Below are 15,866 nucleotides of genomic sequence, written 5' to 3'. Positions count from 1 at the left end.
ATTTTGTGGAACTTTGTGAACCAACTCATATTTCCGCTTCGTTTGTTGAGTTAAATGGCTTTTCTTTGCATATATATATGAATTACTTATGTTTAATTTGCATAATCTAAAAAAAGAACGACATTTCACAATTTTTAGATTTTTTCAACCTTGCATTTTAGAAGTCCAGACATCTGTGCAGGTTTTATGTGAATATGCTAAGCAAGTGGTTTCGGAGAAAATCATCACCAAAGTGATGGTTGTTTTGTGAGGAGTTATGTCATGGACACACTTGGTAACTCAGTAGGCCGGAAAGGGGGTTGAAATTGACATTCGTTTAACTTCCATTGAAGAAAGGCGAGGTTGAGGCGGGAGATGTAAAAAAAGGCCAGCAGAGCTGGCCTTAGATTGCTGACAAAGAAGGAAAAAGCGTGGTTTTTCCTTCTTTGTGGTAAGCAGGCGAAAATCAATGAATTGATTTTCCTTGTTATTTATTCGGTGAGATGCTGGCGAAATTCATTCGCTTTAGGTTTGTCATCAGTCTCAGGCCAGCAGAGCTGGCCTTTATAACGCGATGAGAACTTAGAAGCTGGCGTTACGCGGGGTACGTGGGAATGGAATCACGTCGCGAACGTTCTGAACGCCTGTTACATATGCGATGAGACGTTCGAACCCGAGACCAAAACCAGAGTGGGGCACTGTGCCGTAACGGCGCAGATCGCGATACCAGGAGTAGTCTTCTTTATTAAGGCCCATTTCAGCCATACGCGCATCAAGCACGTCCAGACGTTCTTCACGCTGGGAGCCACCGATGATCTCGCCGATGCCTGGTGCCAGCACGTCCATTGCCGCGACGGTTTTACCGTCTTCGTTAAGGCGCATGTAGAAGGCCTTAATGTCTTTTGGATAGTTTTTCACTACCACCGGCGCCTTGAAGTGCTGTTCGGCAAGATAACGCTCATGCTCGGAGGAGAGGTCTACGCCCCAGTAAACCGGGTTTTCGAATTTCTGGCCGCAGTTTTCAAGAATGGTTACCGCATCGGTGTAATCCACCTGAGCGAAGTCTGCATTAATGAAACGCTGCAAACGGTCGACGGCATCTTTATCTACGCGCTCGGCGAAGAACTCCATGTCGTCCATGCGCTCATCCAGCACCGCTTTGAAGACATATTTCAGCATGGCTTCTGCGAGGCCGGCAACGTCGTCAAGATTCGCGAACGCGACTTCTGGCTCCAGCATCCAGAACTCAGCCAGGTGGCGGCTGGTGTTGGAGTTTTCGGCACGGAAGGTCGGGCCAAAGGTATAGATTTTTGACAGCGCACAGGCGTAGGTTTCGCCGTTCAGCTGGCCTGATACGGTCAGAAAGGCTTCTTTACCAAAGAAGTCTTTGTCGAAATCCACTTTGCCGGCTTCGGTGCGCGGCAGGTTTTCCAGATCCAGTGTAGAAACACGGAACATTTCGCCAGCCCCTTCGGTATCGGAGGCGGTGATAAGCGGGGTAGAAACCCAGAAATAACCGTTCTCGTGGAAGAAGCGGTGCAGAGCCTGAGCCAGCGTATGACGAACGCGAGCAACAGCGCCGATCATATTGGTGCGTGGACGCAGGTGAGCAACTTCACGAAGGTATTCGATGCTGTGGCGCTTCGCCGCCATTGGATAGGTATCCGGATCGTCAACCCAGCCGGTTACTTCAACCGCAGTAGCCTGGATTTCAAAGCTCTGGCCCTGGCCGAGAGATTCCACCACTTTACCGGTGACCACAACGGAGCAGCCGGTCGTCAGGCGCAGAACATCTTCATTGTAATTAGGCAGAGAATTATTGATGACGGCCTGTACAGGAGAGAAGCAGGAACCGTCATAGACGGCGAGGAAGGAAATACCAGCTTTTGAATCTCTTCGGGTACGCACCCACCCGCGCACGGTGACTTCACTGTCAACGGCAACACGGCCCTGGAGTACGTCGGCTACAGGCACAACGCTCATAGTTTTCTCTCTATTAAATGGTCAATGACAAAAATAAGTTACCCACAATTGGGGGATATCTATGTTACCTGTCATGCGCTATCAGACAAGCAGAAATCGCATCATCAACGAAGAAATAAAGGAAAGGAGGGGAACTCATGGACCGCTTTAATACGGGCCATGAGTATTATTTGAATCAGCTGGCCTTTTTGACCAGTGGCAAATCGAAAGCTTTGCGCAGTGCGCGGACGAATGCTTTATCGTGGCAGATAGTTTTACCGGGGCTGTCAGAGAGTTTCGCTACTGGTTTGCCGTTGCACTCCACCAGCTTGATAACGATATTGAGCGGTTTGACCTGAGGGATATCGCAGGTCAGCCGTGTCCCGATACCGAAGCTCAGGTTTACGCGAGAGGCAAAATGCTTATACAGCTCAACGGCCTTTGGCAAATCCAGGTTATCAGAGAAGACCAGCACTTTGCTCATTGGGTCGATGCCCAGCTTCTGGTAATGGGCGATGGCTTTTTCGCCCCATTCAACCGGATCCCCGGAATCGTGGCGCAGCCCCTGATATTGTGTCGCGAATTCGCGGTCAAAATCGCGCAGGAAGGCATCCATTGTGATGCAGTCTGTCAGGGCGATACCTAACTGATCCGGATACTCAGCAAGCCAGGCCTCAAGCGCTGCGCGCTGGCTGTTAGCCAGCACAGGGCTGATTTGCTGGTGCGCCTGGAACCACTCATGCGCCTGGGTACCCATCGGGGTCAGGTTCAGCCGGCGGGCCAGGTCATAGTTGCTGGTGCCGATAAACCACGGCTCCTGCTGCAAACGTTCGACGATGGCTTCCTGTACCTCACGTGAGAAACGACGACGGGTGCCGAAATCCATCAGGCGGAACGAGGACATATCAACGTCTGTCGTTAGCGCTTTAAACTGTGTCAGCTTGCTCTCGAGCGTCTCCAGGGCCATTTGTGGCGTGACGCCAGGAGAGCGATGCTGATGCACCACTTCGCTGATGACGGCCAGCAAAGGCACCTCCCACATAATGACTTCACGCCAGGGGCCGCTCAGACGTATGTCGAGATGACCGCCATTATTGGTGATGTCGACCTGGGAGGGGTCGTAACGGAATGTGCGTAGCCAGGCGAGGTAATCTGCTTTAAAGAAGGGCAGTCCCTCAAGCCAGGCAAACTCCTCGTCGCTCAGGGCGAGGTGTTGCATATGGTCAACCTGTTGACGGATTGCATCTGCGTATATACCCAGCAGATCGTCACCGCGGCAGCGAAACTCGGCTGCGACGCTCACGTCATCATATCGGTGGAACACCGCCTGCTGCATATGAAGCTTGTAGGCATCAGTATCCAGAAGCGTTTGCAAAATCGGGGAAGCGTGTCGTGTCATGGCGCGTTGCAGCATCCTCTCACAGGAGCGTTTCCATCAATGGGTAAATGCAGATAAAGACGCAGGAGTATACCCTGATTATCTGTTTATTAAACCCAGATCACAACACAAGGCTTGTTTCGGGTCGAGGGCATTTCGTGCCGCATGTTATATAGATGTTGCTGAGAGTGAGAATCACCCTGAAAAGATGAACATTCTGCGTGGCAACATTCACGCAACCAGAATAGACTGGACTCCGATAACTTACAGACGATGTAAAAGGTTTTTTATGACACAACAGCCACAAGCCAAATACCGCCACGACTACCGTGCGCCGGATTACACGATCAGCGACATCGATTTGACCTTTGACCTTGATGCCACAAAAACCCAGGTCACCGCCGTCAGTAAAGTCAGCCGCCAGGGCGCTGGCAATGCAGCTTTACGTCTGGACGGTGGCGATCTGACGCTGGTTAGCGTTCACGTCAATGACAAAGCCTGGCAGCATTATCGTCTGGAAGAGGGCGCGCTGGTACTGGAACAGCTGCCAGAGACCTTCACGCTGACCATCGTCAATGACATCAGCCCGGCTACGAACACCGCGCTGGAAGGGCTTTATCAGTCAGGCGAAGCGCTTTGCACCCAGTGCGAAGCAGAAGGTTTCCGCCACATTACCTGGTACCTGGACCGCCCGGACGTGCTCGCGCGCTTTACCACGAAGCTGATTGCCGATAAAACCAGATATCCTTTCCTGCTTTCTAACGGCAACCGCATTGCTGAAGGCGAGCTGGAAAACGGTCGTCACTGGGTGCAGTGGCAGGATCCGTTCCCGAAACCTTGCTACCTGTTTGCGCTGGTCGCCGGTGACTTCGATGTGCTGCGCGACAGCTTCAAAACGCGTTCAGGCCGTGAAGTTGCGCTGGAGCTGTTTGTCGACCGCGGCAACCTGGACCGCGCCAGCTGGGCGATGACCTCGCTGAAAGCCTCCATGAAGTGGGACGAAACCCGCTTCGGCCTGGAGTATGACCTCGACATCTACATGATTGTCGCCGTGGACTTCTTCAACATGGGCGCCATGGAGAACAAAGGCCTCAACGTCTTTAACTCCAAATACGTGCTGGCCCGTGCAGAAACCGCGACGGATAAAGACTATCTCGATATCGAGCGCGTCATCGGTCACGAATATTTCCACAACTGGACAGGCAACCGCGTGACCTGCCGGGACTGGTTCCAGCTCAGCCTGAAAGAAGGCCTGACCGTGTTCCGCGACCAGGAGTTCAGCTCAGACCTGGGCTCACGAGCGGTTAACCGTATTCAGAACGTGCGCACCATGCGCGCGCTGCAGTTTGCTGAAGATGCAAGCCCGATGGCGCACCCAATCCGCCCCGACAAAGTCATCGAAATGAACAACTTCTACACCCTGACGGTGTATGAGAAAGGTTCAGAAGTGATTCGTATGCTTCACACTCTGCTGGGTGAAGATAACTTCCAGAAAGGCATGCAGCTGTACTTCGAGCGTCACGACGGCAGCGCTGCGACCTGCGATGATTTCGTGCAGGCGATGGAAGATGCCTCAAATGTCGATCTGTCCCATTTCCGCCGCTGGTACAGCCAGGCGGGAACGCCGGTTGTCTCGGTGCGTGATGACTACAACCCGGAAACCGAGCAGTACACCCTGACCATCAGCCAGATGACGCCGCCAACGGCAGAACAACAGGAAAAGCAGCCGCTGCACATTCCGTTCGACATTGAGCTGTATGACAACGAAGGAAAAGTCATTCCGCTGCAAAAGGGCGGCCACCCGGTGCACAACGTGCTGAACGTGACCCAGGCGGAACAGACGTTCGTCTTTGATAACGTCTACTTCCAGCCGGTGCCGTCGCTGCTGCGCGAATTCTCCGCGCCGGTGAAGCTTGAGTATAAATGGAGCGATCAGCAGCTGACGTTCCTGATGCGCCACGCGCGCAATGATTTCTCCCGCTGGGACGCGGCACAAAGCCTGCTGGCAACCTATATCAAGATCAACGTCAACCGCAGCCAGCAGAAACAGCCGCTGTCGCTGCCATTGCACGTGGCGGATGCGTTCCGTGCGATTCTGCTCGATGAGAAGATTGATCCGGCCCTGGCGGCGGAGATCCTGACGCTGCCATCCCAGAACGAAATCGCCGAGCTGTTCCAGAAGATCGATCCCATTGCTATCGCGGAAGTCCACGAGGCGCTGACCCGCACGCTGGCAAGCGAACTGGCGGATGAGTTCCTGGCCATCTACAACGTCAACAAGCTGGATGCCTACCGCGTTGAGCATGCTGATATCGGTAAACGCGCTCTGCGCAATACCTGCCTGCGCTTCATCGCCTTTGGAGAGAAAACGCTGGCAGAACAGCTGGTGCGTGCTCACTATGAATCGGCAGACAACATGACAGACGCCATCGCGGCCTTGTCAGCAGCGTCTGCCGCACGGCTGCCGTGCCGTGAAGAGCTGATGGCGCATTATGATGACAAGTGGCACCAGGACGGCCTGGTCATGGACAAATGGTTCGTGCTGCAGGCGACCAGCCCGGCGGCCAATACGCTGACGAAAGTGCGTGAGCTGCTGAACCACCGTTCGTTCAGCCTGGGCAACCCGAACCGCATCCGTTCTCTGATTGGGGCGTTTGCGGCGGCCAACCCGGCGGCGTTCCATGCGGTAGACGGTAGCGGCTATCAGTTTATGGTGGAGATGCTCAGCGAGCTGAACCGCCGTAACCCGCAGGTGGCATCACGTCTGATCGAACCGCTGATCCGTCTGAACCGTTACGATGCAAAACGTCAGGAGATGATGCGTGCGGCGCTGGAACAGCTGAAAGGGCTGGAAAATCTGTCCGGCGATCTGTTCGAGAAAATCAGCAAGGCGCTGGCGTAATATTTCCTGGAAGCGAGATGACGCTGACGCTTATCCACTCTACGTTTGAATTACGTAGGTCGGGTAAGCGTAGCGTCACCCGACAATAAGCTAACCGGTGCGCACCGCGCGCGCCGGTTCTTCTGTCCTTCGCAGCATGACCCGGTCCAGCACCTGCGACTCCAGCTCCGCCAGTCTCACCGAACCCAGACGGCGCGGCCTCGGCAAATCCACCGTTAAATCCAGGCCAATTTTCCCGTCCTCAATTAACAGCACCCGATCGGCCATCGCTACGGCCTCGCTGACGTCGTGCGTCACCAGCAGCACGGTAAAGCCATGCTCCTGCCAGAGAGAAACAATCAATTCCTGCATCTCAATTCGCGTCAGCGCATCAAGCGCACCAAGCGGCTCGTCCAGCAGCAGCAGGCCTGGGCGATGGATCAGCGCCCGTGCCAGAGCAACCCGCTGTTTCTGACCGCCGGACAGGGCGGCAGGCCACTCTTTAGCGCGGCTCTCCAGGCCTACGGCCTCCAGCGCACGAAACGCCGCATCTCGCCAGTTTCCCTTCAGGCCCAGGCCGACGTTATCGATCACTGATTTCCACGGCAGCAGGCGGGCATCCTGGAACATCATGCGAGTATCGTCCTGGCTGTCACGTAACGGTGCATTGCCCGCCAGCAGCGAACCTGCATTTGGGTTTTCAAGCCCGGCAAGCAGGCGCAGCAGGGTACTTTTACCGCCGCCGCTGCGCCCGACAACCGCAACAAACTGCCCGGCAGGGATGCGCAATGCCAGTTCATTCAGGATCGTTTTATCGCCGTAGCGTTTAGTCACGCCGTCGAGCAGCAGGGGCGTCCCCTGATTAATACGAGCGGTATTCATACGGTTTCCTCTTTGAGCTGGTAAGCCGGATGCCAGCGCAGCCAGACGCGTTCCAGCAGCTGTGCGCTGACGTCAGCCAGTTTGCCGAGCAGGGCGTAAAGAATAATGGCAACCACCACCACGTCCGTTTGCAGGAATTCGCGGGCGTTCATCGCCAGGTAGCCAATGCCTGAATTGGCAGAGATGGTTTCCGCCACAATCAGCGTCAGCCACATCAGGCCGAGGGCGAAGCGCACCCCAACCATGATCGAGGGCAGGGCGCCGGGCAGGATCACCTGAGCGAACAGGCTGAAACCGGAAAGACCGTAGCTGCGGGCCATCTCCAGCAGCCCCTGGTCAATATTTCTGATGCCGTGCCAGGTGTTGATGTAAATCGGGAACAGCGTGCCGAGCGCCACGAGGAAGATCTTCGCGCTTTCGTCGATCCCGAACCACAGGATGACCAGCGGGATCAGCGCCAGGTGCGGCACGTTACGCAGCATTTGAATGGATGTATCCAGCAGGCGTTCGCCCCAGCGGGACAGGCCGCTGATAAGACCGAGGATCAGCCCTAAGGATCCGCCGATGCTAAAGCCGATCGCGGCGCGCCAGGAGCTGATCGCCAGGTGCTGCCACAGCTCGCCGCTCGACGAGAGGCTCCAGAATGCAATCACCACGCCTTCCGGCGAGGGCAGGATGCGCGTTGACAGCCAGCCGGTCACGGATGCCAGCTGCCAGAGGGCAACAATGGCCACCGGCAGCGCCCAGGGAGCGAGCCGATGTAAGAGTTTACGAGTACGGTTTGGCATGGGGACTCCTTAGCTTTGCGCGACTTTGCGTGGGATAAAGTCGTTAGCGACCACTTCACCCTTTTCAAGATGCTGGCGCGGCTGCGGGATCTGCGGGATGGCTACGTCCAGGTGGGGGAAGAGCAGTTCACCGACGCGATAAGCCTCTTCCAGATGCGGGTAGCCGGAGAAGATAAAGCTGTCGATGCCCAGCGCGGCGTACTCGTTAATACGAGCAGCAACGGTGGGACCATCGCCCACCAGCGCCGTTCCGGCACCGCCGCGCACCAGGCCAACGCCCGCCCACAGGTTAGGGCTGATTTCGAGGCTATCGCGTTTGCCGCCGTGCAGGGCGGCCATACGATGCTGACCAACCGAATCAGTACGCGCAAACGCAGCCTGGGCTTTGGCAATAGTGGCATCGTCGAGCTGAGAAATCAGACGATCTGCGGCCTGCCATGCCTCTTCGTTAGTTTCACGCACAATCACGTGTAGGCGAATGCCAAACCGCACGGTGCGACCAAGCGCGGCGGCTTTGGCTCGCACCTGTTCAATCTTCTCTTTCACCAGATGAGGCGGTTCGCCCCAGGTCAGATAAAGATCAACCTGTTCAGCCGCCAGATCCTGCGCCACATCGGATGAACCGCCAAAATAGAGCGGAGGGCGCGGCTGCTGCACCGGCGGGAAGAGCAGCTTCGCTCCTTTGACCTGAATGTGTTTACCTTCGTAATCGACCGTTTCGCCTTCCAGCACGCGACGCCAGACGTGGGTGAATTCAGCCGAGGCTTCGTAACGCTCAGTATGGTTAAGGAACACGCCGTCACCCGCCAGCTCTTCCGGATCGCTGCCCGTGACCAGATTAAACAGCGCGCGACCATTTGAGAGCCTGTCAAGCGTCGCCGCCTGGCGGGCTGCAACCGTAGGGGAAACCACACTCGGGCGCAGCGCCACAAGGAATTTGAGCCGCTGGGTGACGGGGATCATCGAGGCGGCGACCAGCCAGGCATCTTCACATGAGCGGCCCGTCGGGATCAGCACGCCGGTAAAACCGATTCTGTCCGCCGCCTGGGCTATCTGCTGTAAGTAACCGTGGTCGGTGGCGCGGGCGGCATCGTTGCTGCCTAAATAATGACCGTCGCCGTGGGTTGGCAAGAACCAGAACAGATTAAGACTCATGATTTATCTCCTTTAACGGTGTCGGAGGGCTGCCAGATACGGGTGCGGATATCGACCTTTTTCGGCACTAAATGGTTGTCATAGAACAGATCGGCGGTCTTTTGCTGCTTCTCAGCAGTCGCTGCGCTGACCGGAGTGATTTCAGTCGGCGGACGGTGGTCGAAATAGCTGGCAATCACTGGCTCCGGCAGACCCATTGTTTTGGCGAGCAAAGCGACGCTTTCGGCACGTTGCGTTCGGGTCAGGTCGTCGGCATCGCTGAACGTTTTCAGAACGTTTTGCAGAAATTCACCGTTTTTTTCCGCGTAAGGGCGCGAAGCAAGATAGAAAGAGCCTGTCTGATTAAGTTCGCTGCCGTCCGTCAGGACCCGTACGCCACCGTTCAGCAACGCCGCGGAGTAATAAGGATCCCAGATGGCCCAGGCATCCACGTCACCCTGCTGAAACGCGGCGCGGGCGTCGGCAGGCGTCAGGTAAGCGGGCTGGATATCGGTGAATTTAAGCCCGGCTTTTTGCAGGGCGCGCAGGACCAGGTTGTGCGAACTGGAACCTTTCTGGAAGGCAACTTTATGCCCTTTAAGATCGGCAACGGTTTTCAGCGGGCTGTTCTCCGGAACCAGAATCACTTCGGCTCTCGGCTTGGCGGGTTCGGAACCTACGTACACTAAATCCGCCCCGGCGGCCTGGGCAAAGATCGGCGGAATATCACCGGTGCTGCCCAAATCAATGCTCCCCACGTTCAGGGCCTCCAGCATCTGCGGGCCTGCCGGAAACTCAATCCACGAGAATTTCGTTTGCGGGTAACGCTGCTCCAGATACTTATGGCTTTTGGCCAGCACCATGCTCACCGAGCCTTTCTGATAGCCGATGCGCAGCTGATCTGGCACTGACGGCGCGGCATTAACCGCTCCGCTCAGGCTAAGCAACCCGGCGAAGGCCAGCCACGGGGCATTTCGTTTGAGCAGGTTAAACATAGGCGGCTCCTTGTTGGATAAAAGGTGAGGCGACAGAGAACTCCCTGCGGTGCAGGGCCTGCCAGAAGGTTTCCAGCGCCGTGTCCAGCCGCTGCTGTAGATTCGGGGTAAAAGCGGGCCTGTGCTGGTAGTCGGCAATCTGGCTGTCGTCCGCAAAGACGCCGTGCAGGATCTCCTGAGCCTTCAGCGCATTGAGGACGGGTTTGAGGGCATAATCCACCGCCAGCATGTGAGCAACGGTGCCGCCGGTAGCCAGCGGCAGGACAATTTTCTTCTCCAGCGCCCGCTCAGGTAAAAGGTCGAGCAGGGTTTTTAACGCGCCGGCAAAGGAAGCCTTATAGACGGGCGTTGCGATGATCAGGCCATCGGCACCCTCCAGCTGTTCGACCAGCGTCTGAATCGCCGGGCTATTAAAGCGGGCGTAGAGCAGGTCTTCCGGCGCAAAGTTTTGCAGATGCCAGTGACATACCTCTATATCTAACGCGCTGAGTTTTTCACGAGCGTATTCCAGCAACGCGCTGGAGCGGGACGGAAAGCGAGGGCTTCCGGCGAGAGTCATCACACGCATCTTAGCTCCTTATAACTTTTTGTTTGGTTATTGTTAACTTTGATAACAATTGAGAGGATAGTGGCAGAGCTGCGTTATTCATTTAAATGATTTATATGGTTAACATTTGCCAGAAAACGCATAAGCACCGTTGAGGAGAGAAAACGATTGCGCCGATTCGGGATTTTTTGTTGCAGGTCAATTCCATTCACGTCCGGAATCGATAATAATACGGCCCCGGTTTGCACACCGGAATCCAGGAGAGTTCATGTACTACCCCTTCGTTCGTAAAGCTCTATTCCAGCTCGATCCTGAGCGCGCTCATGAAATGACATTTCAGCAATTACGTCGAGTCACGGGTACCCCGCTCGAGTGGCTGGTGCGTCAAAACGTCCAGTCAAAACCTGTGACCTGCATGGGGCTGACTTTCAAGAACCCGCTTGGCTTAGCCGCAGGCCTGGATAAAAACGGCGAATGCATCGACGCCTTTGGTGCCATGGGCTTTGGCTCCATTGAGATCGGTACCGTGACACCGCGCCCGCAGCCGGGTAACGACAAACCGCGCATCTTCCGTCTGGTTGAGGCAGAAGGGCTTATCAACCGTATGGGCTTTAATAACCTGGGTGTTGATAACCTGGTTGAGAACGTTAAAAAAGCGCATTTTGATGGTGTGCTTGGGATCAACATTGGTAAGAATAAAGACACCCCGGTTGAACAGGGTAAAGATGATTATTTGATCTGTATGGATAAAATTTATCCGTACGCCGGCTATATTGCGATCAATATATCTTCCCCAAATACCCCGGGTTTACGTTCTCTGCAATACGGAGAAGCGTTAGACGATCTTCTTGGCGCGATCAAAATTAAGCAGCAGGCGCTCCAGGAACTGCACCATAAATATGTGCCGATCGCTGTTAAGATCGCGCCGGATCTTTCTGAGGAAGAATTGATCCAGGTAGCAGACAGTTTAGTTCGCCATAATATTGATGGGGTCATTGCGACTAATACCACGTTAGATCGCAGCCTTGTCCAGGGCATGAAGCATTGCGATGAAATGGGGGGCCTGAGCGGCCGTCCGGTTCAGCTTAAAAGTACAGAAATTATTCGCCGTCTGTCGCAAGAATTAAATGGTCGCCTGCCTGTAATTGGTGTCGGCGGTATTGATTCGGTGATCGCTGCGCGAGAAAAAATGGCAGCAGGTGCATCGCTAATTCAGATTTATTCTGGCTTCATATTTAAAGGCCCACCGTTGATTAAAGAAATTGTGAATCATCTTTAAAACGATTTACAGACAACCGGGGCTTTATTTTCAGCCCTGGTTGTTTTATATTCCGTAGATGTTGCTTAATTATACATATTGGTCTTTTATTAATATGACCTGATAATCAGGTAGCGATAAGGATGTTTTAAGTTTGCGGAATAGACAAAAGGGTAAGTCATTATGCGGATAAAACCGGACGATAATTGGCGTTGGTATTTCGATGAAGAGCACGATCGTATGATGCTCGATTTGGCCAATGGTATGATTTTCCGTTCTCGTTTTCCACGTAAAATGCTAACCCCGGATGCCTTTGAAACTTCAGGATTTTGTGTGGATGATGCGGCGCTGTTCTTCTCCTTTGATGAGAAGTGCCGTGAGCTTGAGGTCAGCAATGAGCAGCGTGCCGAACTGGTGTTAAACGCGCTGGTGGCGATTCGCTATCTTAAACCGCAAATGCCTAAAAGCTGGCACTTTATCTCCCACGGTGAATGCTGGCAACCGGCGCCAGGTGATGCCGCCTGTGTCTGGGTAAGCGAAGGTATGCAGCAGGTTAATCTGTTGGTTGTTGAAACAGGTGACAACGCGGCACTTTGTTTACTTGCCCAGCCCGGCCTGCAGCTTGCGGGCCGCACTATGCAGCTTGGCGACGCTATTAAAGTGATGAACGACAGACTAAGACCCCTGCCTGTTGGCAATAGCCTTAGCCTTGATCAAGCCGTTTAAACTTTTTCCAGCTTCAAATCTCCCGCCGGAACGCAGCTGCAGCACAGAATAGTACCGTCGTCCCTCACGGCGTTTTTCTTCAGTGCTTTGACTTCCCCTTTAAGCAGTCGGATCCGGCAGCTACCGCAAATCCCGGCTCGGCAGGAATAGGGGACACGAATACCCTGTTGTTCAAGCTGTTCAAGCAATAGTTGCTGATTGTCCCCGCGGAACTCATCACCCTGCCAGCTAATCGAAACCAGACTTTCCTGCTGTTCAAGTTGCTCCTGCTCTTCTTCAGCAGCGCCCGGGCCGTAAACTTTGGCAGGTTTGCTCGCCAGCACCTCTACCTCATCACCAACACGAATAATACCGCTGCTCCGGGCGATAAGGTTCTGTCCGAAATCTACGGCGCCGTTGTCCTGGGCCGTGCGGAAGCTTTGCAAGGTTTTCAGCGGCTCGCCGCCGGGATGCTTGCGTCCTCGCTCCGGGCTGACGGTGGTAAAAATACAGCGGCTGCAGGGTTTCGCCACGTCAAAGGTCACGCCGCCAATACGCACGACCTGCCAGCTATCTTCAGCCCAGGCTTCGGCACCCGTGACGACCAGATTGGGGCGGAACTGAATCATTTTGACGCCGGCAGGGCAGCGATTTTGCAAGTCACGCAGCGACGCTTCATTGGTGAGCAGGAAAGGAAAGCCGTCGGCAAAGGAGAGCGGGACTTCTTCGAAACGCTTAACACGGCGCGTTGGCTGTTCGCCCACCCAACGTAGCTGCACCGGGCGTGAGAAAAAGCCGCTGAGCCAGCTGTTAATTTCGTCCGGGGCGATGAGCGCAGTAAAATGATTTCCCCAGACTTCCGTTGCGGCAGGGGTTGGCTCGAAATCGGCGAAGCGTACCGCCGCCGAGCTGCCGTCGGGTGCACTCAAATATAGGCCATCGTGCTGAATTGCCGGGGTAAAAAGCACCATTTGCGGATGCTGGCGCGCGGTAATAAAGGTGCCGTCCGGTTCGGTGATCATAAATATGCGATCAAATGCCAGGCCACTGGTGGCCAGCTTCGCGTGGGACAAAGCCAGCCCGCGCATGGATTTAACCGGGTGAATATAGAGTTGGGATAAGCTGATCAAGAAAGCCTCCATGCGGGAATATACAATAATGAATGGCAACTTTATGACATGCGGTGTGGATTAGCTATAATGCGCCACTATTTTCTTTTTCTGACCAATAAGTGACGATATGAATTCTCTGTTTGCCAGTACGGCGCGTGGGCTCGAAGAGCTGTTAAAAACTGAACTGGAAGGCCTCGGCGCGCAAGGCTGCCAGGTGGTTCAGGGCGGCGTACATTACCAGGGGGACGATCGTCTGGTCTACCAAAGCCTGATGTGGAGCCGTCTGGCATCCCGCATCCTGCTGCCGCTGAGTGAATGTAAGGTCTACAGCGACCTGGATTTATATCTTGGCGTACAGGTTATCGACTGGCCGGCTATTTTTGGCCCGAATGCGACCTTTGCCGTCCACTTCAGCGGGCTGAATGAAACCATTCGTAACAGCCAGTATGGTGCGCTGAAGGTAAAAGATGCGATTGTTGACTCCTTTACCCGCAAAAATCTGCCTCGTCCTGATGTCGATCGCGAACAGCCAGATCTGCGTATCAATGTCTGGTTGAACAAAGATACCGCCAGCATTGCGCTGGATTTAAGCGGTGAAGGCTTGCATCAGCGCGGCTACCGTGACAGCACCGGTGCGGCACCGATTAAAGAAACGCTGGCTTCAGCTATTGTCATGCGCTCTGGCTGGGTGCAGGGCACGCCGCTGCTGGATCCAATGTGCGGCTCAGGTACGCTGCTGATTGAAGCTGCCATGATTGCTACCGACCGCGCGCCTGGCCTGCACCGTAAACACTGGGGCTTCCTGGGGTGGGCAAAACACAACGTAGAACTCTGGAAAGAAGTGACCACCGAAGCACAGGTGCGCGCTCGTAAAGGCCTGGGCGAATACACCTCACGTTTCTTCGGATCCGATAACGACTCTCGTGTCATTGAGCGCGCGCGCGCCAATACCCGCCGCGCGGGCCTGGCCGATTTGATCAGCTACGAAGTTAAAGATGTTGCGAAACTGACTAATCCGCTGCCGGAAGGCCCTGTGGGTACGGTTGTCAGCAACCCTCCTTACGGCGAGCGTCTGGACAGCGAACCTGCCCTGATTGCACTGCACAGCCTGCTGGGGCGCAACATGAAAGCGCACTTTGGCGGCTGGAATCTCTCTTTGTTCAGCGCCTCACCAGAGCTGCTGAGCTGCCTGCAGCTGCGCGCCGACCGTCAGTTCAAAGCCAAAAACGGCCCGCTGGACTGCGTGCAGAAAAATTATCAGCTGGCCGAGAACACCTCCGGGGCGGTAAGCGGCGGGCTGGCAGAGGATTATGCCAACCGTCTGCGCAAGAATATTAAGAAGCTGGATAAGTGGGCGCGCCAGGAAGGCATAGAATGCTATCGCGTTTATGATGCAGATTTGCCAGACTACAACGTCGCCGTCGATCGTTACGGTGACTGGGTTGTGGTGCAGGAGTACGCCCCGCCGAAAACCGTCGATGCCAATAAAGCGCGTCAGCGTCTGTTTGATGTCATCGCCGCTACGCTGTCCGTGCTGTCGCTGCCATCTAACCGTCTGATCCTGAAAACGCGCGAACGCCAGAAAGGCAAAAGCCAGTATCAGAAAATGGATGAGAAGGGCGACTTCATGGAAGTCGGCGAATATAACGCGCGTCTTTGGGTTAATCTCACGGATTACCTGGATACCGGCCTGTTCCTCGACCACCGTATTGCGCGCCACATGCTCGGCAAAATGAGCAAGGGTAAAGACTTCCTGAACCTGTTTGCTTATACCGGTAGCGCCACGGTTCATGCAGGTCTGGGCGGAGCAAAAACAACGACCACGGTCGATATGTCACGGACCTATCTGGAGTGGGCTGAGCGCAACCTGCGCCTGAACGGGCTGACCGGTCGCGATCATCGCCTGATTCAGGCTGATTGCCTGGGGTGGCTTGCCGAAACCGATGAACAGTTTGACCTGATCTTTATCGATCCGCCGACGTTCTCAAACTCGAAACGTATGGAAGAGTCGTTTGACGTGCAGCGCGATCACATTGATCTGATGACGGATCTGAAGCGTCTGCTGCGCCGCGGCGGCACTATCATGTTCTCCAACAACAAACGTGGCTTCAAAATGGACTTTGACGGGCTTGCAAAACTGGGACTGGCAGCACAAGAAATTACACAGAAAACCCTGTCGCAAGACTTCGCCCGTAATCGCCAGATTCATAACTGCTGGCTTGTTACTCATCAAGCCAAGGATTAA

The 15,866-nt window shown here is 54.8% G+C and carries 12 protein-coding genes; 4 read left to right on the top strand and 8 right to left on the bottom strand.

Going from position 1 to position 15,866, the window contains the following annotated elements:
• Positions 1-561: 561 nt before the first annotated feature.
• Both asnS and pncB read right to left on the bottom strand, forming a co-directional pair.
• Entirely contained in the window at positions 562-1,962 is a 1,401-nt protein-coding gene (gene asnS / locus HYQ67_RS06690) for an asparagine--tRNA ligase (protein WP_202302631.1), read from the bottom strand.
• A gap of 175 nt (positions 1,963-2,137) precedes the next feature.
• A complete protein-coding gene (gene pncB / locus HYQ67_RS06685; RefSeq protein ID WP_202302629.1) occupies positions 2,138-3,340 on the bottom strand; it encodes a nicotinate phosphoribosyltransferase in 1,203 nt (400 codons plus the stop codon).
• 268 nt (positions 3,341-3,608) lie between these two features.
• Between pncB and pepN the strand changes: the two genes are divergently transcribed.
• Positions 3,609-6,221: an aminopeptidase N gene (gene pepN / locus HYQ67_RS06680; RefSeq protein ID WP_202302627.1), complete on the top strand. Its 2,613-nt coding sequence runs from the start codon at positions 3,609-3,611 to the stop codon at positions 6,219-6,221.
• A 90-nt stretch (positions 6,222-6,311) separates the two neighbouring features.
• On the opposite strand, the gene ssuB is transcribed toward pepN, so the two are convergent.
• The 5 genes from ssuB to ssuE are packed head-to-tail and all read right to left on the bottom strand — an operon-like array spanning position 6,312 to position 10,567.
• The gene (gene ssuB / locus HYQ67_RS06675) at positions 6,312-7,082 is read right to left on the bottom strand and encodes an aliphatic sulfonates ABC transporter ATP-binding protein (RefSeq protein WP_202302625.1); all 771 of its coding nucleotides are present in this window, start codon (positions 7,080-7,082) and stop codon (positions 6,312-6,314) included.
• Positions 7,079-7,870 (bottom strand): aliphatic sulfonate ABC transporter permease SsuC, encoded by a 792-nt coding sequence (gene ssuC, locus HYQ67_RS06670; protein ID WP_202302623.1) that lies wholly within the window; start codon positions 7,868-7,870, stop codon positions 7,079-7,081. The genes ssuB and ssuC overlap by 4 nt, the downstream gene beginning before the upstream one ends.
• A 9-nt stretch (positions 7,871-7,879) precedes the next feature.
• Positions 7,880-9,025 (bottom strand): FMNH2-dependent alkanesulfonate monooxygenase, encoded by a 1,146-nt coding sequence (gene ssuD, locus HYQ67_RS06665; RefSeq protein WP_202302621.1) that lies wholly within the window; start codon positions 9,023-9,025, stop codon positions 7,880-7,882.
• Positions 9,022-9,999 (bottom strand): sulfonate ABC transporter substrate-binding protein, encoded by a 978-nt coding sequence (locus tag HYQ67_RS06660; RefSeq protein WP_202302600.1) that lies wholly within the window; start codon positions 9,997-9,999, stop codon positions 9,022-9,024. The genes ssuD and HYQ67_RS06660 overlap by 4 nt, the downstream gene beginning before the upstream one ends.
• Positions 9,992-10,567 (bottom strand): NADPH-dependent FMN reductase, encoded by a 576-nt coding sequence (gene ssuE / locus HYQ67_RS06655; protein WP_202302598.1) that lies wholly within the window; start codon positions 10,565-10,567, stop codon positions 9,992-9,994. The genes HYQ67_RS06660 and ssuE overlap by 8 nt, the downstream gene beginning before the upstream one ends.
• A 247-nt stretch (positions 10,568-10,814) precedes the next feature.
• On the opposite strand from ssuE, the gene pyrD reads away from it, so the two are divergent.
• Positions 10,815-11,825, top strand: coding sequence for a quinone-dependent dihydroorotate dehydrogenase (gene pyrD, locus HYQ67_RS06650; RefSeq protein WP_202302596.1), 1,011 nt, complete (start codon positions 10,815-10,817; stop codon positions 11,823-11,825).
• Between the two features lie 162 nt (positions 11,826-11,987).
• Positions 11,988-12,530 carry a cell division protein ZapC gene (locus HYQ67_RS06645; RefSeq protein WP_202302594.1) on the top strand — a complete coding sequence of 181 codons (543 nt, stop codon included), beginning with the start codon at positions 11,988-11,990 and terminating at the stop codon, positions 12,528-12,530.
• On the opposite strand, the gene HYQ67_RS06640 is transcribed toward HYQ67_RS06645, so the two are convergent.
• Complete coding sequence (locus HYQ67_RS06640; protein ID WP_202302591.1) at positions 12,527-13,639, bottom strand: YcbX family protein; 1,113 nt, start codon at positions 13,637-13,639, stop codon at positions 12,527-12,529. The two genes, HYQ67_RS06645 and HYQ67_RS06640, sit on opposite strands and share 4 nt — an antisense overlap.
• Positions 13,640-13,748: 109 nt before the next feature.
• On the opposite strand from HYQ67_RS06640, the gene rlmKL reads away from it, so the two are divergent.
• A complete protein-coding gene (gene rlmKL, locus HYQ67_RS06635) occupies positions 13,749-15,866 on the top strand; it encodes a bifunctional 23S rRNA (guanine(2069)-N(7))-methyltransferase RlmK/23S rRNA (guanine(2445)-N(2))-methyltransferase RlmL (RefSeq protein WP_202302589.1) in 2,118 nt (705 codons plus the stop codon).

The sequence above is a fragment of the Dryocola clanedunensis subsp. sulfonylureivorans genome (genome assembly GCF_016756775.1).
GTDB classification, from domain to species: domain Bacteria; phylum Pseudomonadota; class Gammaproteobacteria; order Enterobacterales; family Enterobacteriaceae; genus Dryocola; species Dryocola clanedunensis.
The sequence above is the reverse complement of the archived record's forward strand: the minus strand, read 5'-3'. Positions and strand labels throughout refer to the sequence as shown.